The sequence below is a fragment of the Bacillus sp. LNXM65 genome (genome assembly GCF_002998575.1).
Classification (GTDB): domain Bacteria; phylum Bacillota; class Bacilli; order Bacillales; family Bacillaceae; genus Bacillus.
In genome coordinates, this window is record NZ_PVRB01000004.1 from 174,744 (window position 1) to 196,051 (window position 21,308).

Genomic DNA, 21,308 nt, shown 5'->3' on the forward strand with positions numbered 1-21,308 from the left:
ATGTTAAACCTCATGCATTTGCATGAGGTTTATTTTGTTGAAATCATTAAACGGTCTCCCGTTCGGATGAGATGAGTAGTAAGCTCATTGATTTTTTTCAATTGTTCCACAGTCATCTCGTGCGCCTTTGCAATCGACCAAAGGGTATCTCCTTGTTTAATGAGATATGTATTGTTTTCATGCCCGTTTACATGAAGAGCCGGCTCTTGGAAACGATCCATCGCAATGATTGTGAGTGGATCTACCGCATCTTCTTTACTGACTGACCAATTACCCTTGTGCACCTCAAAATGCAAATGAGTGCCTCTAGAAGCCCCTGTGTTGCCGATAATGCCGATCGGCTGTCCTGCTTCTACATGGTCATCCTTTTTAACAAAACGCTCGTGTAAATGAGCATAGACGGTTTCATATCCATTTGGATGCTGGATAAACACAACCTCTCCATATGTAGCAGATACATACGAACGCGAGACCACACCTTCACTTGCAGCAAATATGGATTCTCCTTCAGGCGCAGCTATATCTAATCCCTTGTGCGAGCCACCTCTTGTCCCAAACAAATCCGTGACTTCTCCTTTTATCGGCTCCACCCATTCGCTTGTTTTCTGTGCATGAGCAAAAGGCGAAAAAATCAACAGCAAAAAACAGCTGGCACATATGAAGCAATACCTTTTCATCAGTGACTCCCCTTCTTTGAGGTTCTTTTTATGACAGCTTAGTATACAGCAAGGAAGCTATTTTCTATACATCAAAAAAGAACGCAATTTCTTGCGTCCTTTAACGGTCTCTTATAACAACTGGATTCGGCAGAGCCGGCACCTCTATGGGTTCTTCTAATTCATATGGACCAACTTGATCTGCCCCCGCCTGTTGAATGGTGACCTCTGTAAAACCAAAATCTTTCGCTGAGAGCAGCAGACCTTCAATGAGTAGAATATGATCATTTGAGTCCGATAATTGCGCTGATGCTCCAAACGTGATAGTCACATGTTTTCCTTTAGTCGTCACTTCTTTAATCGATTCATCTTTAATTAATGGATCAAGTCCGGCATCACTTGTCCGCTTCATGGCCTCTACCGCATCTTCATACGAAGGATAATGGGTTTTTGAAGGCACTAAAAAAGTCCCGCTTTTGTTGTCTAAAACATAATAAGCGTGCTTTGTTTGTTTCTCAATCGACATTGTTCCAATGCGGCCATTTGCTCCTAATTGAAGTTGAGAACCTTTGGATGTCTTGACCTGTACCTGCTTATACTTACTCCATTTTAGCGTTTCTTTTACCATATCTTTAAACCGGTTGGCTTCTTTTAACGTATCGAGGGACAAATCATTTTTTAACTGAAAGATGAGTGTATCTCCTTTTTCTCGAAGATCTACCATATCAATATAAGATTGAAGAGGTTTTGTCATTTCAGGCAGCTGCACTTGCTCATATGTGTTCATCATTTCCTGCAAATGATCATACTCATCCTCTTTTTCAATGCTAATTGGAACTACCTGAGAGGTTGATTCATCTATGTATGCAATGGTCATATACTTTTGCTGCTGCTTACGAGAAACAACGTGTGAGGGCCCATCAGTCTGTTTGACCGCCTCTAATGTGGCGTTCACCTGACTTTTGTCAGCACTTGTTTCCACTTGCTTATGATGATCTTGAGCAGCCGGCTGAAATAAATGAGGAGAAATCAAAAACGCCATAAATAAAACCACAACGGTTGCGACCGCTGGACCGATCCATTTGGCACTTTTCTTTTTCTGCCCGCTTGCCATCAGCATCTGCTGGTATATCTGCTTAGATGAACGGTTGTCCTCCACCTTTGGAAGCTGACTTAGTAACACCTTGATTCGTTCTTCGCTCCAATCGGACCTGTTCGTTTTCATTCACTAGCTCCTCCTTCAAAAGCTCCATATGTTTTCGGAGCACTTTCAGGCCTCGGTGCTGCGTTGTTTTGACTTTGCTTTCCGAGAACTTTAGCGCCTTTGCCGTCTCCATGATTGAGTAGCCCTGGATAAATCTTAAAATGATGACAGCTCGTTGATCAATCGTGCAATGATCAAGTGCGGCATAGATTTCTTTTACATTTTCATCCTGTACAGCCAGTTCGTCTGGGAGCAAGTCTGGGTCCTTTACATCCTGCTTATCCCAATCAAACGTGCCGAGTACCCGTTGTCTAATGGTTTGCTGTTTGCGAAACCAATCAATCGCCACATGCCTTGCAATTGAAAACAGCCACGTTTTCTCGCTGCTTCTTCCTTCAAAAGTTTTATATGAGTGAAGTACCCGGATGTAAACCTCCTGAACGAGATCCTCTGCCTGATTTTTATCTTTAACCATATAAAATAAAAACTGGTACAAATCTTGATGGTACGAATCATATATTTTTTGAAAGGTTTCATGCATAGGAAACCCCTCCGTTCACTTATTTTTGTCGATTGACTCTTACAAAACGTTACATTACAACTTTATGACAAATATATTACAAGTTCGACAATTTGGGAAGGGCTTTTTGTTTAACTTCTCCTTAAAAATATGAAAATAAAAAAACACTTCTTTTTTTAGAAAAGAAGTGTTTCTCATGTAACAAGATTCTTCGTCAGGATTAGACGAGTTCCTGCTTTTTTCTCGGAATATAAAAGGTAAAGTGTGTACCTGTACCCGCTTTGCTATGTGCATGAATGGAGCCTTGATGCGCCTCTACGATGTTCTTCACAATCGCAAGACCAAGCCCAGTACCAGAACGCCCTCTTGTTCTTGCCTTATCCGCTTTATAGAAACGTTCGAAAATAAATGGCAGATCCTCTTCCGGGATTCCGCTTCCCGAATCTTTTACATCCATTTTCAGACCGCTTTCCACCGATTGAACCGAGAAGTGAACCTCTCCGCCCTCTGGTGTATGACGAATGGCGTTATCAATGAGATTCGTAAACACCTGCTCAATCTTATCCGGATCGAGTACAAAGTGCGGTTCATCCACTTGAATGTCATATGTGAGATCAACTTGTTTTTCTTTCGCAATACCGAGAAACTTGCGGTAAATCTTCTCGGTTAACTCTTCTGTATCTGTCGATTCAAGATTAAGTGTAATATGGCCCGCTTCCATTCTCGCTAGATCTAGAAGGTCATTCACAAGACGTCCCATTCGAAGTGATTCGTCGTAGATAATTTGCGCAATCTCTTTCTTTTCCTCTTCTGAGCCTGCAATATCATCTACAATCGCCTCACTATACCCTTGAAGCATGGCAATTGGTGTACGAAGTTCATGACTGACATTGGCAATGAAGTCTTTTCTCAGCTTATCAAGTCTTCGTTCCTCTGTCATATCACGAAGGACCGCAACTGCTCCCCTGACATCCTGCTGATTATAAAGCGGAGACATGAGAAGAACCCAAGTACGTCCTTGCAGCGTGACTTCGATCATTTGCTCTTTTTCTGTGCTGACGGCTGTATGAAACAGTTCTCTCGCTTCTGGTGGCAGTTCATCTCCATCTTTGATCTTCATATTTTGCTCGTAATACCATGCCTGCAAGAATCGTTCTGCAGGAGGATTCGTCATGAGAATCGTTCCATCAATATTGATGGTGATGACACCATCGGCCATACTGCTTAAAATGTTGGACAAATGTTCTTTTTCTTGATTTAAGGCTGTGATATGGAATTTAAGCTGCTTGCCCATTTGATTAAAGGCGATGGCCAATTCTCCAATTTCGTCTTGCGTTAATATAGGAATCTTTGTATCAAATTTCCCCTTCGCCAAATCCTGTGCTCCCTCTCTCATCTTTCTGAGAGGATAGGTGACACGTGTTGATAAGAAGAAAGCGAAGATAGTGGTCAGAACAATGGCAATTCCGGCTGCTAAGAAGATATAACGCGTCGTATGTTTCGTTGTTTGTTCTACAGCGAGTAATGATTGAGAAAGAAAGACCATGCCTTTTTTTCCGTTTGCCTCAAATGGAACACCGACGACAATTCGTTCATCTTTCTGATTGCCTGCATTTGGTTCTGCACGTTTACTGATTTTTTTACGATCTTTTAGTGCTTGATTTAAATCACTGTCCGCTTCAATTTGTTTCTTTGTAATCGCAGGAAGCTTCCCGTCTTTTTCAGACGAATACCACTCTAGCCCGTCCTCTTGGATAATCGCAATACTCGTCAATTTGTCAGCAAGCTCTGATGTAATCGACCTTGCGAGCGATTGATCCTCATGGCTTTCTAAAATGACCGCTACTTTGTTTGCCATTTGAGTTAAATCTGACTTTGCTTCTTCTACATGGTAATTCTCAATGAACTCTAAAAGAAGCACGGTTAAAATAGATAAAACGATCAGGACGAGGAAGAGAATGGTTAACCATAACTTTCCAACGACACTTTTCCACAGTTTCATTCAGCGCCGACCTCAAATTTGTACCCGACACCCCATACCGTCACGATTTTTTTCGCAGCTTCTGGTGACACTTTATTCAGCTTTTCGCGAAGTCGTTTGACGTGGGTATCGACTGTTCTCAAGTCTCCAAAGAATTCATACTGCCATACTTCTTTTAACAGCTTCTCTCTGTCATAAACCTTATCCGGTGTTTTCGCAAGGAAATATAAAAGCTCATATTCCTTCGGCGTGAGACTGACTTCTTTGCCATCAGCCGTCACTCTATGCGCATCGTGGTCAATTGAAAGATGAGAAAACACAAGTACATCTTTTGTTGTTGTCCCAGTATTGAGATAAGACGTTTGAGAAGATCTTCTGAGCAATGCCTTCACACGTAAAACAACTTCACGCGGGCTAAAAGGTTTTACGATATAGTCATCCGTTCCTGCCTCAAACCCTTGGACGCGGTTGGCTTCTTCTCCTTTTGCCGTCAGCATAATGATTGGAGTCGCTTTTTTGTCTCGAATTTGATTACACACTTCGATTCCATCTGTCCCAGGCATCATTAAATCGAGTAAAATGAGGTCATAATCTGTTTGGAGTCCTTTTTGAATCGCCTCATCTCCATTTTCTGCTTCATCGATTTCATAATTTTCACGTTCTAAATACATTTTTAAAAGGCGGCGAATTCTTGCCTCATCATCTACGACTAATATTTTCGTTTGAGTTGTGTGTTCCATTAGACAATCCTCCTGCTTTCTCCGTTGTTACATTCATTTTAACAAAAAGCCGAATCGATTCATAAAAGTTGGCCTTTTTCATGTGATTACGCGTAAGAATGAAGCCCTGCAATCACAAGATTGACAAAGATGAGATTAAACATAATGATGGCGAATCCGATGACAGCTAACCAAGCGGACTTTTCGCCATGCCAGCCCCTTGATAAGCGAAGATGAAGGTAGGCTGCATAAAAGAGAAACGTAATCAATGCCCATACTTCCTTCGGGTCCCAGCCCCAGAACCGAGTCCAGGCAATTTGCGCCCAGATCATTGCAAAAATCAGCCCGCCTAACGCAAATACAGGGAAACCAATGGAAACAGCCCTGTATCCAATTTCATCGACTAAATCTAGGTTCACCTGCTTCACAAGCGGTTGAAGCAGAGCGCTGAGTCGTTTGCGAATGATCAACCGAATCAGTCCATACAAGATCAGCCCCGTGCCGAATGACCATAACACCGTATTGACCTTTCTTCCTGAAAAAACAGGCGGCAAATCAACAAATGGTTCCAAACGATCTTGCGTCACAAGCTCTCCTTTATGAGGTCCAACTAGAGCTGGCAGCTCATAGACCATCACACTTTCCTCTTTATTTTTATCGACCCAATTAAATTTCGCCTCGTATCCTGTCATTCTAAAGATGGACGTGACAGCGATAAATGCAAGTGTGACGACAATCATAAACATGACGAGCTCTAAACCAAATGTCTTCTTCCCTGGCTTTGTTTGGTCGACATGCTTTAATAGGAAGATGACACCTGCCACAAAGCTGATCGCTAAAATGGCTTGCCCAAGTGCTGCTGTTGTCACGTGAATATAAAGCCAATTACTTTGTAGTGAAGGAATCAGCGGTGATATATCAGATGGGAACATACTTGCATAGGCAATAATCAATAAAGCGATTGGAAGTGTAAATAAACCAAGTACAGACACTTGATACACAAAATATAAAATGATGAATGCGAGCACAAGCATCATGCCAAAAGCGGTTGTGAATTCAAACAAATTACTGACTGGTGCATGACCAGACGCCATCCATCTTGAAATAAAATAGCCAAATTGACTTAAAAAACCGATGATGGTGAGCGTAATGCCGATAAGTGCCGCCTTATTCCTGCGCGGTCCATCAACTTTCTTTTTTCCTTTAATGGCACCACCAAAAAAAGGAACTGCCGCTAAATACAATAGAAAAGCTGCAAATAACAGGTTTTCACTGACTGCTGCCATCTAATCCTTCCCCCTTGCTTTTGCTGATACTTGTTGTATCAGGCAGTTCTTTTTGATCAACTGGCTGTTTGATGCCACTGTCACTTAGTAACACGTTGAGATCAGACTTTAAGCCGAACCAGTTTTTGTTTGTGTGTCCTGCCACAAATACTTTTCCATCCTTTGCAGACAGCCAAATTCTTCTATGCTGCCAATACATCCCCTGCACGACACCAATCATGAAGATAATCCCGCCTACGATGAGCACCCCGAGAGTTAAATCTTTTCTAACCGTCAATCCCGTGACGTTTTTCGTTTCCACTCGATCAAACTTCATTTTATATATGTTGTTATCAGAGCCTTCTACTGTCTCTTGAATCGCCACAAAGCTTTTTTCACCTTTAGGCTTTTCAGGAGAAATCATTTCAAACACGAAAGCAGGATTATTCGGATTCCTTGTTTTCGTACTCGGCGTTCCATCATCGTCAAAATAAAAATCAGGGAGATAGCTCATCACTTTGACTTTGTAACCGCTACCAAGATCATATTCTGACTTAGGCTCCAGCAGATTAATCTTCACTGTTCCGAAAGATTTTTCTGTATCTTTACGAATCAGTTGAAAGACCATTTGATCGAGTTCATTTTGTTTAAAATCCACTTGATATAATGAGAAATGATCAAACTTGAGCGGTTCGTTCACTTTGATATCGTGTTCTGTTACCTGCTTCAGCTTGGGCTTTTCACCAAACACAACTTCCCCTTCACGTTTGTATAAAGTGGCATCGGTTTTATAACTTTTCACCACTTGACCGTCGCCAGCTCTTTCAATCGCATTCTCAAACACTTCTTTTTCATTTCCAGTTTCATAGCGGTCAATTGAAAACGCATTATTTTTCAAGAAGTATTGACCATCTGTGCCTGGGATTGGGGCCGTTTCACCTTCTCTGACCCAGAGCGTTTCATCCACGTACATGCCTGGGACAAACCGGAGCATCGATCCAATGAGAAAGATGATTAATCCAATGTGATTGACGTAAGGCCCCCAGCGTGAAAAGCGGCCTTTTTCAGCTAAAATATGTCCGTTTTCTTCTCGCACGCGGTAACGCTTTTGTTTCATTGCTCTTATGATGCCTTCATATGTATGCTGATCTAACGTTTTGTCTGTCTCACTGAACAGACGCTGTCTTCTCATAAAGCCTTCTTTTTTGATAACCCCTTGGTTTTTAAGTGCCCGATAAAGAGGAATGACCCGGTCGAGACTGCAAATGACAAGGGAGATTCCGATTGATGCGACTAAAGCTAAAAACCACCAAGAATTATAAAGATCATGGAATCCAAGTATGTAATACAGCTTACCAAACGACCCATATTGCTCTTCATAATAGGTGGAAGCAGATGCACCTGGCGGAATAAACCGCTCCTGCGGAAAAATGGTTCCTAGTGAGGAAGCAAGCAGTGTAATAACAATCAGCCACACACCCACTTTAACGGAAGAAAAAAAGTTCCATACTTTATCCACAATCGTTTTGTTGTATGTTTGCGAGCGTCTTGCACTGCCGTCATATCTCATATCAAGCAGCTTTGAAGAGTTTTTCTCTATAGCTGCAATTGGATTCCCGCATGATTCACATAGAACAGTTCCGATTGGATTAATATGTCCACACTCGCACTTTACCTCTTTCATTCTATGACCCCTTTGGTTTAATCAAATTCATATATTCATAGACATTACGTTCTGTCATGGTTCCCTTTATGACTTTGATTACCTTGCCTTCAGGATTAATTAAAAGCGTAGTTGGCAACTGCCCAATATCATATGCCTCTGTCACTTGACGATCTTTGTCCATCGCAACAGGAAAATTCACGCCATAGGATTCCATAAAATTCTTCACGGCAATATTGGATTCCGCAACATTGACTGCAACAATTTCCACACCGCGATTCTTGAACACTTCATACTGATTCGACATATAAGGGAATTCTTGTTTACACGGACCACACCAGGTCCCCCAAAAATTTAGAAAGATGCCTTTGCCTTTTAAGTCCTTTAATTCAATCTGTTCCCCATCCACAGATTGAAGGACAAAGTTTGGCGCAATAGATCCTTCTTTGACCCGATCCTGTTTGGCAAATACTGAGTTATACATGGTATAACATAGTGCAGCAAGCATCACGAGGAGAATGCCCGTCCGTATGAAAAACCGTCTTTTCTTCATCTGAAGTACCCCTTCCCCATAGACATTCAGGTAAATTATAGCATTCTCCTTCTTTTGATGCTTCTTCATTTTTTGAAGTTTATGTGAAAATTAAAAAGCGCTTTTCCCATGATCTGCAATCGCTCTTAGGCGCTTGACTTCATGCGGAGACAATTCTCTGCGGTCTCCCGGTCTCATGCCTTCAATATGAAGGAACGCATATTGCTCTCTTTTTAGCTTTAACACATCATGACCGATCGCTTCAAACATGCGGCGCACTTGTCTGTTTCTGCCTTCATGAATGGTTAATTGAACGATAGATGTCTGCTTTCGTTTATCGATAGAAAGCATTTTGGCACGAGCACGTGCTGTCTTTTTATGATCTAACATGATCCCTTTTTCTAGCTTTCTAAGCAATTCCTTTGATGGGATGCCTTTTAGCTTCGCTGCATACGTTTTATCAATTTCATATTTCGGATGCATGAGCTTATGGGCAAATTCCCCGTCATTTGTAATTAAAATCAAACCGCTCGTATCATAATCTAAGCGGCCGATTGGATAAAGGCGCTGCGGGACGTCATCAAAGAAATCTGTGACGACCTTACGTCCTTTATCATCCTCAGCAGCTGAAATGACGCCGCGCGGTTTATAAAGCATAAAGTAAACCGGTTCTTCTCTTTCAAGCTTTAATCCGTTGACTTCAATTTTATCTGAAGAGCCCACTTTTACTCCGAGCTCTGTCACTGTTTGTCCATTAACGGTAACTCGTCCTTCTTTAATTAATTCTTCTGCCTTTCGTCTAGAAGCGACGCCGGCATGTGCAATTACTTTCTGTAAACGTTCCATTTGTCTTTCACCTCATGTACTATCTTACTTGCTTGACTTAAAACAAACAAGCATTCGTGGAAAAATAAGCGATTCGTCTGTCTAATTTCAGCTAAAAAGCGATTTTCCATCCACGAAATACAAAAAAGCGCCTCATTAGGCGCCGCTAAATAACAAACTGACGATGATGACAGATGCAATGATTCCAATGAGGTCCGCTAACAGTCCTACTTTCAGCGCATCCCCCATCTTTTTAATACCGACTGCTCCAAAATAGACCGTTAAAATGTATAGGGTGGTATCTGTTGACCCTTGCATGACAGCTGCGAGCTGTCCGATAAAAGAATCTGGTCCATATGTCGCAATGAGGTCTGATGTCATCCCGAGTGCGGCCGTGCCAGATATCGGACGAATAAACGCAAGCGGCACCACTTCTGCCGGGAAGCCGATCGCTGTAAACACGGGTTTTAACAGTCCCATGACAAAGTCAAGCGCACCAGACGCACGGAATATCGTAATGGCTACAAGCATACCGACTAAATAAGGAATGATTGAAAAGGCAATTTGAATGCCCTCTTTCCCGCCCTCGACAAATGTTTCATAGGTCGGTACCTTTTTAATGGTTCCTGCAATTAAAATTCCTGCGATGATCAGTGGGATCAAAGCAAGTGACAGCCAGTTAATAAATGACACGAGATCACCCCCGCCTGCTTCTGCGATAGTGGAAATAGCGATCAATGAGAATTGCACCGATTCCTGAAATGAGTGTTGCCAAAATGGTTGGGCCTACAATGTCTGTTGGCTGATCTGCACCATAGGTCATTCTAATCGCAATGACGGTTGTTGGCACAAGTGTGATAGAGGATGTGTTGACCGCTAAAAATGTAATCATGGACCGGCTTGCTTCATTTTTCCCCTCGTTTAATGCTTTCATCTGCTCCATTGCCTTAATCCCAAGCGGTGTTGCGGCATTCCCGAGACCAAAGAAATTCGCCATAAGGTTGGACAAAATATATCCCATTGCGGGATGGTTAGGCGGAATATCCGGAAATAGCTTTGAAATAAAGGGACGGCACAATTTACTAAAGAAATTTAACAAACCTGCCTCTTCTGCAATCTTCATCAGTCCGAGCCAAAAAACGAGGACACTAATCAGACCAATTGAAATGGTAACTGCTTCTTTTGAGCCCTTAAATACAGCTTCGTTTACTTCCTCCATCGTTCCGTTGAACATCGCATACACAAGACCGATGACAGTGAGGAATACCCAAATTAGATTGACCATGAAAATCCGCCTATAGATGTCTGAAAGACAGACTTAAACATTTCTTGAAAGCTTTTTTGAGGCATTCGATTTCGTTTATTTTCATAAAAAATCGGCACTTGCTCGATCACCTGGCCATCTAATAAAAATGTCATTTTCCCTACAACATCCGGGATGGCTTCGGCGTTTTTTTCCCACTTCTTTTGAGGGGTAAGCATTTCCGTTTCAATTTCCACTAGCTTTTTCTCATCTTCATTTAAAAAATAGTCCACATCACGCTTGATAAATGCTTTTTTTTCGTAAAAGGTTCCTTTTAACGAAGCGAGTCTTCCTTTTTCAGCAAGTACGTACGTTTTATAGTGATCAAATGCATATTCAAACATAGAGATATGATCCTTCCAATCATCTGGAGCATTAATGGTCACAGCGATCAGCGCCGCATCCCCTTTTGCAGCTGTAGAGACAAGTGTGCGTTTTGCAAGCTTCGTATATCCCGTTTTCCCCCCAGTTGAATATTGATATAAACCAGTGAGGAGCTTGTTTTTATTTTTCCAATAGCCTTCCATCGTTTTCGCTTTATAGAAAGTCGTGCCCGCAATTTTTTGATATTGTTTATGCTCCATGGCATATTTTGTTAAAATGGCCATGTCATAGGCTGATGAATAATGATGTTTATGATCATCGAGTCCATGCGGATTTTGAAAATTTGTATTCTCCATTCCTAGTTCAGACGCTTTTTGATTCATCATAAAAATAAATCCTTCTAAGCTGCCGCCCACATGCTCTGCAATGGCAACAGCTGCATCATTTCCAGAACGCAGCATAAGCCCGTACGTCAAGTCTTCTAAACTCACCTTCTGCCCTTCTTTTAAATAGAGCGATGAGCCCTCTGCTTGAATCGCGCGTTTTGATACCTTGACGGTGTCTTTCATTTTTCCTGATTCAATGGCTAATACCGCCGTCATAATTTTCGTAATACTGGCGATTCTCCTTTTTTCATGCTCGTCCTTTCCAAATAGGACTCTGCCTGACTGTCCATCTATTAAAATGGCGCTTCTTGCACTCACAGATAATGATATGTCTGCTTTGGCATGTGAGGAAAAAGGCAGTAAGAGTGTAAATAGAAGAAGGACTGCTGTTCCAATTTTTAAATAGGGCATGTTCATTCACGTCCTTGTCCGTTTTGTACAAGTGTATGCGCGCCTTAAAAAGTTATGATGCCTCGTCCATAAAAAAAAGCGTCTCTATATGTAGAGACACTTTTTCCTCTTGCTATACCATTTTCATTTGCTGATGAGATGTCGTATATTCTAGCTCTTCTCTCATCGCTAAAAAATCGTTTTCTAATGAAGAAAATAATCGTTTCATATCAGCGGATACTTCATGGTGGAAAACAATGCTGCCCTTTCCTGTATACGCGGAACGGCTGTCTTCATACCATGTATCCTTTTTCGGCGTAAAAAATTCTTCAATACATTGATGATAAATACGGTGAAGCGTCTGCTGCGCGGCTTGCTGAGGGAATGTCTGCTGCTGGCTGATTTTCCTGCAAACTGCCGCTGCATCCTCGCTGTACACTGCAAGCTTCCGTAATGTACTCAATATGTCACAATAATAGGCTTCCGCTTCAGGGTTTAATCGTTTCATGCTTGATAAGGTAGCTTCGTTCAGAAAACCATTCATTTCAGTTGCAACCTTTGATAAAAAGACGCCTGCTTGATCAACTTGAGCCTTTACATTCATATGTGCCATTTGTTTCGTGTTTACCTTCCCCTCATGGCTTTATTACCATTTTATCTGACATCAATAGATGTTAGACCTAAAATCTTTTTTATATTTTATCATACATTTTTAATTCTTTTGAACTATTTTATCTCTTCGAATGTTTGATTGAAGTTTTCAAAAAATAGATCAGCCTCTTCTTGTACACCATCTGCTTCCACATTCTCTGGCAGCGGAGGTAATTCATCCAAGGCCTTTAAGCCAAACTGCTCTAAAAAGGTAGGTGTTGTCCCATAAAGAATCGCTCGCCCCGGGCCATCGGCACGTCCTACTTCACAGAGCAGTGCTTTGGCTACTAAACTATGAAGCACCCGCTCTGATTTGACTCCTCTGATCTCCTCTACCTCACTGCGTGTGATCGGCTGTTTATAAGAAACGATTGCGAGTACCTCAAGCGCTGCCTGTGACAAACCTTTGGATGGGGTCTCGACTAATTTTTTCAAATAAATGCTGTATTCTTTTTTCGTCAGCAGCATATATGAATCTGCATATTCAATAAGCTCAATCCCTCGTTCTTGTTTTTGATATTCTTCCTTTACGGCAGACATCATGTCGAGTAATGCTGCCTCTTCTACTTCAAGAACAGACATGAGCTGTTTTTTTGTTAAGCCTTCGTCACCTGCTGCATACAGCAGCGCTTCTATGATGGCTTTCCAATTCACGATATCAAGCGTCATGAATCGTTTCACTCCCTATTATATAAATGTCTTCAAAGTTTCCTTCCTGCTCTAACATGATTTGATGACTTTTCATCAATTCGAGAACAGCAAGAAACGTCACGACAAGGTGCTCCTTTTGATCATGTTGAAATAGAGTCATGAAATTGGTCCGCTTTTTCGTTTTTCTTAAATGGTTCATAATCTCATTCATTTTGTCTTCAATCGGGATTTCTTGTCTTGTAATCTTAGATGGTGCTGGTTTCGTTATTTTTTTTCGGTTCAATACCTTTTGGAACGCACCTAACATATCATACACCGTGACATGTAAGTTTGTGTCCTTCACTTCAGATTCTTTTGCAAATTCGCTTAAATCACTCGGAGGTTTTGTAAAGGCATTTTGCCTTTCTTCCTCGCGTTCCTTTAGTTCTTGTGCTGCATTTTTATACTTGCGGTATTCAATCAATTTGCCAATCAGCTCTTCTCGAGGGTCCTCTTCCTCTTCGAGCAGGTCTTCATCAAATAGCTCTTCCTCTTGTTTCGGAAGGAGCATTCTGCTTTTAATACTCAGGAGGGTTGCAGCCATCACCAAATATTCACTTGCCACATCAAGTTCAAGCTCCCTCATTGTGTGGACATATAATAAATACTGCTCCGTAATTTTAGCAACGGGAATATCATAAATATCGATTTCCAACCGGTTGATTAAATGTAAAAGTAAGTCCAAAGGACCTTCAAACGAATCTATTTTCACCTGATATTCCAGCATTTTTTTCTCACCATTTCTACTGTCTTCTAAGTACCGTTTCACCGGCTAACCTTTAGTATAAGACAGGACAAAGCTCTCGTCCAATATAATTTCGACCATGATGTCCTAGGCAAAACAAGAAAAACAGTGGTTTCGCCCATACCACTCAGGGCATTTATACATAGAATACCATTGTAAAACAGAACTGATGAAAAAGGAGGCCGTATCATTATGGGAGATGGCTATAACTTTGGCGGAGGTTTCGCGCTTATTGTCGTGCTTTTCATCTTGCTGATCATCGTTGGCGCGGCTTGGGTTTATTAAAGAAACAGAGCGTCCTTTCACGAAGGGCGCTCTTTCTTCTTTTCTTTTCAATATGTTAGACTGAGAGTGGAAAAGGAGATGACCACTGTGTATCCAGAAGCGTACGTGGCTTTTTTACATGAATTTCATACGACAAGAGATTATTTTGAGTGTCATGAAATTCTTGAGGAATATTGGAAGGAAGACCCGCCTGAGCAGCGCAAAGAATATTGGGTTGGTTTCATTCAGCTTGCCGTTGCTTTGTATCATCAAAGACGGGGAAATGGAAAAGGGGCAAAACGGCTCATTTCAAACAGCCTCCACTTGCTGGAAGCAAACCGGCCCGTATTAGCGAACCTCGGTCTAGATGATGAGGCGTTTCTCATACTTCTGAGAACGCTAAAGAAGAAAATGAATGAAGACATGCCCTACGAAAGTGTGTTGCTCCCGATCAAAGATCAAGCGCTTCTTTCTTTATGCCAAGAAATGGCTCAAAAAGAAGGACTGACCTTTGGACAGGAGAGCAACTTATCCCACACATTTTTGATCGAAAAACATAGACTGCGTGACCGGACAGATGTATTGCTTGAACGAAAAAAGCAGATCGAACGTAAAAAAAGCAGAGGACTGTAGCCTCTGCTTTTACATGTGTGATATTTAATTTGTTTCGCTGTGACACTTATGAAAGAAGCCTTGCGTTAATTCATTTGGAATGAGTGTTTTGGTTTTGAATACCTCTTCCACGGCTAAAACCATTTCCTTGCCGATTCCTTGATCTCGATGGGATGGATTCACACTAATATGCTCGATTTGTACTTGGTCGTCTGTTTTCAACACACCAATGGCACCTACGATATCCTCGCCATCTTTCCAAAGGAACAGCTGCCGATTTTCATCCATTTCATATGACTTCATCGTCTGCTGAAGCTGTTTGACGTCTTTCTCACCCGGCATGAAGGAGAGTAGCCCCATGGCAATTTTTTCAAAAGACCTCTTATAACGAATTAACATATATACCCCTCAATATTCAAATTATCCTAATGTCCAGCAAATGTCTCACGAATCATTTGCTCATCACACATTATAAACATTTTTATACCGTTTTTAAACTCTTTTTCACTAAATTAACGAAAGGTTCGATTGAGATTCGCCATTTCAATGGCAGCTGCAGCCGATTCGCTGCCTTTATTTCCAGCTTTTGTGCCGGCTCTTTCGATGGCTTGTTCAATGGATTCTGTTGTTAGTACACCAAAGATAATCGGTACTCCTGTTGACATGGCACTTTGAGCAATTCCTTTAGCGGCTTCATTACAAACATAATCGTAGTGAGTTGTTGCGCCCCGGATTACGGTTCCTAGTGTAATGACGGCATCGTATTTCTTTGTTTCAGCTAGTTTTTTTGCCATGTACGGAATTTCAAAAGCACCCGGTACCCACACGACATCAATATCGTCACCGTTTGCTCCGTGTCTGAGCAATGTATCTTCTGCTCCGTCAAGCAGTTTACTTGTAATAAAGTCATTAAATCTCGCGACGACGATTGCAAATTTTAGTCCTTCTGCTACTACATGCCCTTGTATTGTATTCATATGTTGATCATCCTTTTTTGTGATTTTTATTTTGTTTCGATAGTTGCTGTTTCGTTATTGTTTAAATAGGTCTGCAATGCTTCGATTGTCAGCATCTTTAAACCGTGCTGTTTTTGGATCTCTTTTAGTTCGGGGACGCGCGCCATTGTGCCATCTACATTCATAATTTCACATATGACACCCGCTGGCTCTGAACCTGCCAGTTTCGCAAGATCTACCGCCGCCTCTGTATGACCTGGTCTTTCTAGTACACCGCCCTCTTTTGCAATGAGCGGAAACACATGACCTGGGCGGGCAAATTCTTCTGGTGTTGCGTCTTTATTTAACATGGCAAGCATGGTCGCAGAGCGCTCAAAAGCACTAATACCAGTCGTCGTTGTCACATGATCAATGCTCACTGTAAACGCTGTATGGTGTGCATCTGTATTTTGTACTACCATTGGATGCAGGTTCAGGTGTTGGGCGATCGACGCATGGACCGGTGTACAAATGAGGCCTCTTCCATGTAAAGCCATAAAGTTAATAACTTCAGGCGTGGCATGCTCAGCAAGTGCCACAAAATCTCCTTCATTCTCTCTGTCTTCATCATCCACTACAATAATGATTTCTCCTTCTTTTAGAGCATATACTGCTTCTTCTACTGAATGATACATACAATCGCCTCCTAGAATCCGTGCTCTTTTAAAAATGATGGGGTCAATCGGGATGGCTGCTTTTCGCCTTGTTCTTTTGTTAAAAAGCGATAAATGTATTTGCCGATCATGTCACACTCTATATTCACAATCTCTCCCATAGATTTAGTCGGGAAAATAGTTCCTTCAAGCGTATGAGGAATAATAGAGACTGTGACGTGTGAATCTTGCAAATCGAAAATGGTTAAGCTGACACCATCTATTGCGATCGAACCCTTTTGCGTGAGCATATCTGTGAGGGTCTTGTCCATCTCCAAATCATAGTAAATGGCATTACTTTTCTTTTCTATTCGGGTAATGACTGCCGTTCCGTCAACATGGCCTGAGACAAAATGGCCGCCGAATCGTCCATTCGAGGACATGGCCCGCTCTAAATTCACTGGACTGCCTGATGTCAGCTGATCCAGTGATGTCGCTTTGACCGTCTCTGGCATCACATCTGCTGCGAACTGTGCTTTTGTAAAGCTTGTGACTGTAAGACATACACCATTGATCGCAATACTGTCTCCAAGGTGAACATCTTCTAGCACACGGCTGCACTTAATGACAATTTCCATGGCATCTGCTGACTTTTTACTTAATGACTGTACGGTGCCAACTTCTTCAATTATCCCCGTAAACATGTGATCCTCCCTTTCTTTTCATTTGTATTTCTCACTTTATAAAAAAGCGATGTTAGGGACATGTGATCGATTGAGCACCTTCGTCGCTTTTTAAGGTCCATACAAGGTAGATGAGGGATCACCTAATAAACACTGCATGCCGGTCTATTAACTACATGTACATACAGAAAGCCCCGGAAAAAATTCCGGGGCTTTGGCTTTTTTGCATCAGAAATAAAACTATGATCAACAAATATTTTTCGTTCATAGCTTTCTTTATCCTTCTCCCATCCAGACTTTCACTGTCGGCTTCAGCTTTTCACTGAATCAACCGTTAATAAATTAACGGGTCACGGGCTGTAAAGCATTTGCTTTATTACCGTCGGTCGGGATTTTCACCCTGCCCCGAAGGATACAATCGATATTTAGCTGTCCTTAGGGGCTATTATAGCGATCCTTGTTGTCAAATGCAACAATCAAGATTTCTCACAAAAAAAGTCTCCTTATAGGAAAGGAGACTTGTTAATTAACGACTTTTACTACTTTTATAAGTCCATCTATTCTTTTTTCATTACTAAAGTAGGCTTTAATACGATCGCCTTTCTTCAAGTCGGCCACATCATCTTCGAATTTCTTTCCATTAAAAATGATTTTTGTGCCGTTTTTTGCTTGACCGTAATATTCATCTCCATCAATTTTCGTAATGGTATATTCATAGATGGTATAATCTTTATCATTATTTGTTAAGCTTTCACCAATGGCTGTTGGCACATCTTCAATTTTCATGCCATTCATGTATAAATAACCTGCGCCTAAACAAAGCAGTAAAACAAATAAGACGGCAATTTTCAATTTAATTTTCCCCATATTTAGAACCTCCATCATCTGCACTTCGCCTATTTGTATGTTTTATTCCTTCTTTTGATGAAATAAAACCAAAAAAGCTGATTTCCATTAATGGTTACTTATATAACGATTGAGTTGGACCTTTGGTTCCACCTTTTCATCATTACATATGATACGAATATGCGTTCTTTATTAAGGGGGTCTCTTTCCTCTTTATCCGTTAGTAGGGCGCACACCATTGATGATCATCTTTTTTCGAGTGCGAATAGATCTTCCTCTAACAATTGCGATCTCTGAACAGCAATGTTCCGGCTGTCACGAACCCCTTGATTATAATAGTAACTTCCAAGATTTTTTGTGATAAATTCTAGTATATTAATGGCTGCTAATTCACCAATCTCTTCTTCTCGTTCTTCGGCAAAGTAACGCTGAATGGCAATCATCATTTGATTTTTTTCTTCTTTTGTTAATGGTTTCAAATTATCTCCTGCTTTCTTTCAGCATGAAACACGCTTTTTTAATTTGCATTGACTTCTGTTTTTCAGTTGAATGTGGCGACACCCACAAATGCGAATATTTGTTCTCTTATCATATCACAAAATCGAGTTCTGTCCATAACTGTCCTAAAAGAAAAAGCGTGTTTTGATAGCTTGATCAAAATACGCTTTCCCTATATTGACTGTTTTCCACGTAGACTGTTTATTTCAATATGGAAAGTATCGTCGCTACAGAATGATCTACAAATGAACGCTCTGGACGAGATTTCATGAGGACGGTAAGTCCAATGAAAGAAACGACCAGTGTCTGTGCTAAAGCTTTAGCATTCAGACTGCTTTCGAGCTCACCCGAGCGAATACCTTGAACAATCCTTTCTTCAAAAATGACCGAAAGATACATCTGATGCTCTCTTGTAAGAATTTCAAATTTCTCTTCGTGTGGCGCAAGTTCCACTATTGTATTGATGCAAAAACATCCTTTACTCGGACCATCTCTATATTCCTCTTCTACTAAATCTGCAAATAATGCATGAAATGCTTCCTTTGCAGAAAGATTGCTTTGAAGTTTTGTTCGAATATGGCCAGCATGCTGTTTTGTATATTTGCGTAATGCGGCCTCAAATAATTCCTCTTTATCTCCAAAAGCTGAGTATAAGCTTGGCCGCTGTATTCCCATTTTTGCAGTCAAATCGCTTAATGTAGTGGCCCTATACCCCTTTTCCCAAAAAAGCACCATTGCCTCATCCAACGCTTTTTCCTTATCAAATTCCCGTTGTCGAACCATCAGCAATTCCTCATTTCAACAATAAAATTTCTTCACAAAGTCAGCCATCTATTTCTTGATATTATTCTCTATTTGGTTACCAATCAGTACATTATAATTTTATTTTATTGACGTACTAATGTCAAATTGCCTTACCCTCTCAAGATCAGCATCAATTAACTGTATTAAAGTCTTGACTTTAAAACGTTTTGTTGGTTATCCTTAACAGGAATCATAATATACCGACCAGTATATTATACTTTTTAGTACAAAAGGAGACGATGAAATGCATGGTGAAAGAAAAAATCACTTCCATTGAACATCTTGATATGGAAACGACTCATTTACCAATCAAACCGAGATCAACGATGACTCGCTATATGGCACTGCTGTTTGCGATAGCCTGCGGGATGGCAGTTGCAAACATATACTTTGCACAACCGTTATTAGACTCCCTCGCATCCGAGTTTGGTATCACCTATTCATCCATTGGCATGGTCATTACGATTACTCAGCTTTGTTATGCGCTGGGGCTGCTACTGATAGTACCACTTGGTGATCTATTGAATAGACGCCGGCTCATCATTGGTCAGATGCTTTTATCCGTGTTGTCTCTCATTCTAGTCGGCATCGCTCCTATCGTCTCCGTCCTCTTTATAGGATTAGCTGTGGTCGGACTGCTTGCTGTGGTCACTCAAGTACTCGTAGCGTTCGCAGCGACTTGGGCCGCTCCAGAAGAGCGCGGTCGTATTGTTGGCTTGGTGCAAAGTGGGATCGTGATCGGGATTCTTCTCGCACGAACGTTTGCTGGTGTACTAACCGATCTCGCCGGCTGGAGGTCAGTCTACCTAGTTTCTGCCATTATGATGCTTATCATAACTGGCGTGTTGTTCCGAATTCTCCCGGGTGATGACAGCGAAAGAGAGTCATTATCCTATGCAAACCTGCTTCGTTCAATGTTTACATTGTTCAGACAAGAACGAATCCTGCGCATCCGTGGAATTCTGGCTCTTCTTATTTTTATTGTGTTTGGTACGTTATGGACTTCGCTCGTGCTGCCCCTCAGTACCACGCCATACAATCTTTCACATACGGCAATTGGTGCATTTGGTCTTGCTGGAGTTGCCGGAGCATTAGGCGCTGCTCGGGCTGGAAGCCTTGCTGATCGAGGTTTAGGACAGTTCACAACCTGCATTGCCCTTGTCCTATTGCTCGTTTCATGGTTTTTCATCGGTTTGGTTAAGCATTCACTTATTGCATTAGTCATTGGTATTATCATTCTTGACCTATCTGTGCAGGCCGTACACGTGACCAATCAGAGTATGATTTTCACTGTGCGGCCTGAGGCGAGAAGCCGGCTTACTGCTGCTTATATGATTTTTTACTCCATCGGCAGTGCGACTGGTTCTATTGTTTCAACCAGCATCTACGCAAACGATGGCTGGATCGGGGTATGTTTATTTGGTGCCTCTGTCAGTGCCATTGCCCTTTTGTATTGGATCATCACCTACCGCCTCACGGAACAAATAACCGTAAAATCAGATTTAACATAAAAAAACACCGCGATTAAGCGGTGTTTTGGATTAAGCATCGACAACTTCGACTTTTTCCATACCTTGGCCTTGTTCCATATCTAGAACAGCCTCGATACCAGATGTTACTTTGCCAAAAACAGTGTGAACACCGTTTAAATGCGGCTGAGGGTCATGTACGATAAAGAATTGGCTGCCGCCTGTATCTTTACCAGCATGCGCCATTGATAATGAACCTCTTTCGTGTTGATGTGGATTCCCTTCTGTTTCACATTTAATTGTGTAACCAGGACCACCAGTTCCATTACCGTTTGGATCGCCGCCTTGGCTTACGAAGCCTGGGATGACGCGGTGGAATTTCAATCCATCGTAGAAGCCTTCATTCGCTAATTTTTCAAAGTTTGCTACTGTACCTGGAGCAGCCTCTAGGTATAGTTCAAACTCAATTTTCTTACCATTCGTTAGTTGTATGTATCCTTTTTTCGCCATTTTTCACATTCTCCTTTCAGGTTAAACAACGCTCATTATAGCACATTTTCGGTGATGTTAAACATCCCCTGCTCTTTGATTGTGATTTACCTCTTTTCTTAGGATTGATACAATAGAAGAGCTTGATCCTTTTTTCCTATTAAATTGATGACAGACTGTGCAACATGTCTTCATTATATT

The 21,308-nt window shown here is 41.4% G+C and carries 25 protein-coding genes, 1 pseudogene and 1 riboswitch; of the genes and pseudogenes, 3 read left to right on the forward strand and 23 right to left on the reverse strand.

Features of this window, described 5'->3' with window-relative positions; genetic code table 11:
* Positions 1 to 29: 29 nt before the first annotated feature.
* From C6Y03_RS09360 to C6Y03_RS09430, 15 genes are all read right to left on the reverse strand, one after another.
* Positions 30 to 677 (reverse strand): M23 family metallopeptidase, encoded by a 648-nt coding sequence (locus C6Y03_RS09360; protein WP_106031049.1) that lies wholly within the window; start codon positions 675 to 677, stop codon positions 30 to 32.
* Between the two features lie 100 nt (positions 678 to 777).
* Entirely contained in the window at positions 778 to 1,881 is a 1,104-nt protein-coding gene (locus C6Y03_RS09365) for a sigma X negative regulator (protein WP_106039219.1), read from the reverse strand.
* Positions 1,793 to 2,401, reverse strand: a complete 609-nt coding sequence (gene sigX, locus C6Y03_RS09370) for an RNA polymerase sigma factor SigX (protein WP_034318821.1) — start codon at positions 2,399 to 2,401, stop codon at positions 1,793 to 1,795. Before sigX ends, C6Y03_RS09365 begins: the two co-directional genes overlap by 89 nt.
* Before the next feature lie 199 nt (positions 2,402 to 2,600).
* Complete coding sequence (locus tag C6Y03_RS09375; protein ID WP_060596757.1) at positions 2,601 to 4,382, reverse strand: ATP-binding protein; 1,782 nt, start codon at positions 4,380 to 4,382, stop codon at positions 2,601 to 2,603.
* On the reverse strand, positions 4,379 to 5,101 hold the full coding sequence (locus C6Y03_RS09380) for a response regulator transcription factor (RefSeq protein WP_003215596.1): 723 nt from the start codon (positions 5,099 to 5,101) through the stop codon (positions 4,379 to 4,381). Before C6Y03_RS09380 ends, C6Y03_RS09375 begins: the two co-directional genes overlap by 4 nt.
* Positions 5,102 to 5,187: 86 nt before the next feature.
* Complete coding sequence (gene ccsB / locus C6Y03_RS09385; RefSeq protein WP_050943828.1) at positions 5,188 to 6,366, reverse strand: c-type cytochrome biogenesis protein CcsB; 1,179 nt, start codon at positions 6,364 to 6,366, stop codon at positions 5,188 to 5,190.
* Positions 6,350 to 8,029, reverse strand: a complete 1,680-nt coding sequence (gene resB, locus C6Y03_RS09390) for a cytochrome c biogenesis protein ResB (protein WP_060596758.1) — start codon at positions 8,027 to 8,029, stop codon at positions 6,350 to 6,352. The genes ccsB and resB overlap by 17 nt, the downstream gene beginning before the upstream one ends.
* A gap of 1 nt (position 8,030) precedes the next feature.
* Positions 8,031 to 8,561: a thiol-disulfide oxidoreductase ResA gene (gene resA / locus C6Y03_RS09395; protein ID WP_106039220.1), complete on the reverse strand. Its 531-nt coding sequence runs from the start codon at positions 8,559 to 8,561 to the stop codon at positions 8,031 to 8,033.
* A gap of 90 nt (positions 8,562 to 8,651) precedes the next feature.
* Complete coding sequence (rluB, locus tag C6Y03_RS09400) at positions 8,652 to 9,386, reverse strand: 23S rRNA pseudouridine(2605) synthase RluB (protein ID WP_034661122.1); 735 nt, start codon at positions 9,384 to 9,386, stop codon at positions 8,652 to 8,654.
* A 135-nt stretch (positions 9,387 to 9,521) separates the two neighbouring features.
* The gene (locus C6Y03_RS09405; RefSeq protein WP_003216139.1) at positions 9,522 to 10,058 is read right to left on the reverse strand and encodes a spore maturation protein; all 537 of its coding nucleotides are present in this window, start codon (positions 10,056 to 10,058) and stop codon (positions 9,522 to 9,524) included.
* Between the two features lie 4 nt (positions 10,059 to 10,062).
* A complete protein-coding gene (locus C6Y03_RS09410) occupies positions 10,063 to 10,650 on the reverse strand; it encodes a nucleoside recognition domain-containing protein (RefSeq protein WP_095285349.1) in 588 nt (195 codons plus the stop codon).
* On the reverse strand, positions 10,638 to 11,789 hold the full coding sequence (locus tag C6Y03_RS09415; protein WP_106039221.1) for a D-alanyl-D-alanine carboxypeptidase family protein: 1,152 nt from the start codon (positions 11,787 to 11,789) through the stop codon (positions 10,638 to 10,640). Before C6Y03_RS09415 ends, C6Y03_RS09410 begins: the two co-directional genes overlap by 13 nt.
* A 112-nt stretch (positions 11,790 to 11,901) precedes the next feature.
* A complete protein-coding gene (locus C6Y03_RS09420) occupies positions 11,902 to 12,381 on the reverse strand; it encodes a YpuI family protein (RefSeq protein WP_034661124.1) in 480 nt (159 codons plus the stop codon).
* A 113-nt stretch (positions 12,382 to 12,494) separates the two neighbouring features.
* Positions 12,495 to 13,088 carry an SMC-Scp complex subunit ScpB gene (gene scpB / locus C6Y03_RS09425; RefSeq protein WP_034661126.1) on the reverse strand — a complete coding sequence of 198 codons (594 nt, stop codon included), beginning with the start codon at positions 13,086 to 13,088 and terminating at the stop codon, positions 12,495 to 12,497.
* Complete coding sequence (locus C6Y03_RS09430) at positions 13,078 to 13,836, reverse strand: segregation/condensation protein A (RefSeq protein ID WP_034661986.1); 759 nt, start codon at positions 13,834 to 13,836, stop codon at positions 13,078 to 13,080. Before C6Y03_RS09430 ends, scpB begins: the two co-directional genes overlap by 11 nt.
* Positions 13,837 to 14,046: 210 nt before the next feature.
* On the opposite strand from C6Y03_RS09430, the gene C6Y03_RS09435 reads away from it, so the two are divergent.
* Both C6Y03_RS09435 and C6Y03_RS09440 read left to right on the forward strand, forming a co-directional pair.
* The gene (locus C6Y03_RS09435) at positions 14,047 to 14,139 is read left to right on the forward strand and encodes a YjcZ family sporulation protein (protein WP_012010430.1); all 93 of its coding nucleotides are present in this window, start codon (positions 14,047 to 14,049) and stop codon (positions 14,137 to 14,139) included.
* Positions 14,140 to 14,226: 87 nt separating this feature from the next.
* Positions 14,227 to 14,751: a DUF309 domain-containing protein gene (locus C6Y03_RS09440; RefSeq protein ID WP_034661127.1), complete on the forward strand. Its 525-nt coding sequence runs from the start codon at positions 14,227 to 14,229 to the stop codon at positions 14,749 to 14,751.
* Positions 14,752 to 14,775: 24 nt separating this feature from the next.
* On the opposite strand, the gene C6Y03_RS09445 is transcribed toward C6Y03_RS09440, so the two are convergent.
* From C6Y03_RS09445 to C6Y03_RS09480, 7 genes and pseudogenes are all read right to left on the reverse strand, one after another.
* Positions 14,776 to 15,129, reverse strand: a complete 354-nt coding sequence (locus C6Y03_RS09445; protein ID WP_003215830.1) for a GNAT family N-acetyltransferase — start codon at positions 15,127 to 15,129, stop codon at positions 14,776 to 14,778.
* Between the two features lie 113 nt (positions 15,130 to 15,242).
* Positions 15,243 to 15,707, reverse strand: a complete 465-nt coding sequence (gene ribH, locus C6Y03_RS09450; protein ID WP_060596841.1) for a 6,7-dimethyl-8-ribityllumazine synthase — start codon at positions 15,705 to 15,707, stop codon at positions 15,243 to 15,245.
* 47 nt (positions 15,708 to 15,754) lie between these two features.
* Positions 15,755 to 16,360, reverse strand: a pseudogene (gene ribB, locus C6Y03_RS09455) (3,4-dihydroxy-2-butanone-4-phosphate synthase); the annotation flags it as partial.
* A gap of 11 nt (positions 16,361 to 16,371) precedes the next feature.
* Positions 16,372 to 17,022: a riboflavin synthase gene (gene ribE, locus C6Y03_RS09460; protein WP_060596762.1), complete on the reverse strand. Its 651-nt coding sequence runs from the start codon at positions 17,020 to 17,022 to the stop codon at positions 16,372 to 16,374.
* Between the two features lie 254 nt (positions 17,023 to 17,276).
* A riboswitch (FMN riboswitch) is annotated at positions 17,277 to 17,418 on the reverse strand.
* 105 nt (positions 17,419 to 17,523) lie between these two features.
* Positions 17,524 to 17,868 (reverse strand): hypothetical protein, encoded by a 345-nt coding sequence (locus C6Y03_RS09465; protein ID WP_034318777.1) that lies wholly within the window; start codon positions 17,866 to 17,868, stop codon positions 17,524 to 17,526.
* Between the two features lie 224 nt (positions 17,869 to 18,092).
* Positions 18,093 to 18,326 (reverse strand): DUF2164 domain-containing protein, encoded by a 234-nt coding sequence (locus C6Y03_RS09470; RefSeq protein ID WP_003215556.1) that lies wholly within the window; start codon positions 18,324 to 18,326, stop codon positions 18,093 to 18,095.
* A gap of 220 nt (positions 18,327 to 18,546) precedes the next feature.
* Positions 18,547 to 19,128: a TetR/AcrR family transcriptional regulator gene (locus C6Y03_RS09480; protein ID WP_034661130.1), complete on the reverse strand. Its 582-nt coding sequence runs from the start codon at positions 19,126 to 19,128 to the stop codon at positions 18,547 to 18,549.
* Positions 19,129 to 19,397: 269 nt separating this feature from the next.
* Here C6Y03_RS09480 and C6Y03_RS09485 point away from each other — a divergent pair, with 269 nt between their 5' ends.
* Complete coding sequence (locus tag C6Y03_RS09485) at positions 19,398 to 20,660, forward strand: MFS transporter (RefSeq protein ID WP_106039223.1); 1,263 nt, start codon at positions 19,398 to 19,400, stop codon at positions 20,658 to 20,660.
* A gap of 30 nt (positions 20,661 to 20,690) precedes the next feature.
* On the opposite strand, the gene C6Y03_RS09490 is transcribed toward C6Y03_RS09485, so the two are convergent.
* Positions 20,691 to 21,128 carry a peptidylprolyl isomerase gene (locus C6Y03_RS09490; protein WP_106039224.1) on the reverse strand — a complete coding sequence of 146 codons (438 nt, stop codon included), beginning with the start codon at positions 21,126 to 21,128 and terminating at the stop codon, positions 20,691 to 20,693.
* Between the last annotated feature and the right edge of the window lie 180 nt (positions 21,129 to 21,308).

Coding starts and splice junctions, on each gene's coding strand:
- C6Y03_RS09420 (WP_034661124.1), bottom strand. CDS start 12,381: ATGGCACATATGAATGTAAAGGCTCAAGTTGATCAAGCAGGCGTCTTT.
- C6Y03_RS09375 (WP_060596757.1), bottom strand. CDS start 4,382: ATGAAACTGTGGAAAAGTGTCGTTGGAAAGTTATGGTTAACCATTCTC.
- resA (WP_106039220.1), bottom strand. CDS start 8,561: ATGAAGAAAAGACGGTTTTTCATACGGACGGGCATTCTCCTCGTGATG.
- C6Y03_RS09360 (WP_106031049.1), bottom strand. CDS start 677: ATGAAAAGGTATTGCTTCATATGTGCCAGCTGTTTTTTGCTGTTGATT.
- C6Y03_RS09365 (WP_106039219.1), bottom strand. CDS start 1,881: ATGAAAACGAACAGGTCCGATTGGAGCGAAGAACGAATCAAGGTGTTA.
- C6Y03_RS09380 (WP_003215596.1), bottom strand. CDS start 5,101: ATGGAACACACAACTCAAACGAAAATATTAGTCGTAGATGATGAGGCA.
- C6Y03_RS09415 (WP_106039221.1), bottom strand. CDS start 11,789: ATGCCCTATTTAAAAATTGGAACAGCAGTCCTTCTTCTATTTACACTC.
- C6Y03_RS09410 (WP_095285349.1), bottom strand. CDS start 10,650: ATGGTCAATCTAATTTGGGTATTCCTCACTGTCATCGGTCTTGTGTAT.
- ccsB (WP_050943828.1), bottom strand. CDS start 6,366: ATGGCAGCAGTCAGTGAAAACCTGTTATTTGCAGCTTTTCTATTGTAT.
- C6Y03_RS09465 (WP_034318777.1), bottom strand. CDS start 17,868: ATGGGGAAAATTAAATTGAAAATTGCCGTCTTATTTGTTTTACTGCTT.
- ribE (WP_060596762.1), bottom strand. CDS start 17,022: ATGTTTACGGGGATAATTGAAGAAGTTGGCACCGTACAGTCATTAAGT.
- C6Y03_RS09480 (WP_034661130.1), bottom strand. CDS start 19,128: ATGGTTCGACAACGGGAATTTGATAAGGAAAAAGCGTTGGATGAGGCA.
- resB (WP_060596758.1), bottom strand. CDS start 8,029: ATGAAAGAGGTAAAGTGCGAGTGTGGACATATTAATCCAATCGGAACT.
- rluB (WP_034661122.1), bottom strand. CDS start 9,386: ATGGAACGTTTACAGAAAGTAATTGCACATGCCGGCGTCGCTTCTAGA.
- scpB (WP_034661126.1), bottom strand. CDS start 13,088: ATGACGCTTGATATCGTGAATTGGAAAGCCATCATAGAAGCGCTGCTG.
- C6Y03_RS09445 (WP_003215830.1), bottom strand. CDS start 15,129: ATGTTAATTCGTTATAAGAGGTCTTTTGAAAAAATTGCCATGGGGCTA.
- C6Y03_RS09485 (WP_106039223.1), top strand. CDS start 19,398: ATGGTGAAAGAAAAAATCACTTCCATTGAACATCTTGATATGGAAACG.
- ribH (WP_060596841.1), bottom strand. CDS start 15,707: ATGAATACAATACAAGGGCATGTAGTAGCAGAAGGACTAAAATTTGCA.
- sigX (WP_034318821.1), bottom strand. CDS start 2,401: ATGCATGAAACCTTTCAAAAAATATATGATTCGTACCATCAAGATTTG.
- C6Y03_RS09490 (WP_106039224.1), bottom strand. CDS start 21,128: ATGGCGAAAAAAGGATACATACAACTAACGAATGGTAAGAAAATTGAG.
- C6Y03_RS09430 (WP_034661986.1), bottom strand. CDS start 13,836: ATGCTGGAATATCAGGTGAAAATAGATTCGTTTGAAGGTCCTTTGGAC.
- C6Y03_RS09435 (WP_012010430.1), top strand. CDS start 14,047: ATGGGAGATGGCTATAACTTTGGCGGAGGTTTCGCGCTTATTGTCGTG.